This window comes from Arthrobacter sp. SPT-J7, from assembly GCF_059089965.1.
In genome coordinates, this window is record NZ_JBNHFF010000606.1 from 1 (window position 1) to 352 (window position 352).

At 59.9% G+C, this 352-nt stretch carries 1 pseudogene; it reads left to right on the forward strand.

The window, feature by feature from the left end:
• Window positions 1-294 (forward strand): annotated as a pseudogene (locus AC5RWX_RS34500) (glyceraldehyde-3-phosphate dehydrogenase); the annotation flags it as partial.
• Window positions 295-352: the final 58 nt, after the last annotated feature.

Consider the following 352-nt stretch of genomic DNA (forward strand, 5'->3'; position numbering starts at 1 on the left):
GTCAACGAATACCTGCGGGAGATGTCCCTTCACTCGGACCTGCGCAAGCAGATCGACTACATCGACTCACCCGAGGTGGTTTCCACTGACTTCGTTGGTTCCCGCCGCGCGGGCATCGTTGACGGCCTCGCCACGATCTCGAACGAAAAGAACCTGGTGCTCTACGTCTGGTACGACAACGAGTTCGGTTACAGCTGCCAGGTGGTCCGCGTTATGGAGGAAATGGCCGGTGTAAACCCGCCGTCCTTCCCCGCCAAGGAATCAGCCGCAGCCCTCGCTGCCATTTCCGTCTGATACACCCCTCCGGCCGATCCCGATTTCCCGGCTGACTCTCTGGAATCAGCCGGGAAAC